The following is a 326-nucleotide window of genomic DNA, read 5'->3' as shown; positions in this document are numbered from 1 at the left end:
CTGCGACCGCCCAGGACGAGGGGCGTGAGGAGCAGCCCGATCAGTCCGAAGTCGTGGTAGAGCGGCAGCCACCCACCCACCGGGCGGTCGGCGCTCATCCCGGCGATCCCCGCGAGGATCTCGGCGTTGGCCAGCAGGTTGGCATGGTCGACCATGACGCCCTTGGGGGCGGCGGTGGACCCTGAGGTGTACTGGAGAAAGGCCAGAGTGTGCGGGTCGGCCGGAGGCGGCCGCCACCGGTTCGCCGCGGGCAGCTCGTCCGCGTCGGACTCGGGTGCGAGGACGGTGACGCCCTGGAGTTCCTGCTCCTTGGCCCAGGACGAGGG

General features: G+C 71.8%; 1 protein-coding gene. It reads right to left on the bottom strand.

Going from position 1 to position 326, the window contains the following annotated elements:
• Positions 1-326 (bottom strand): AMP-binding protein (locus TN53_RS43500; protein WP_046264464.1); only part of this gene is annotated, 326 nt, incomplete at both ends.

It is taken from the genome of Streptomyces sp. WM6386 (assembly GCF_000972385.1).
Classification (GTDB): Bacteria; Actinomycetota; Actinomycetes; order Streptomycetales; family Streptomycetaceae; genus Streptomyces.
The sequence above is the reverse complement of the archived record's forward strand: the minus strand, read 5'-3'. Positions and strand labels throughout refer to the sequence as shown.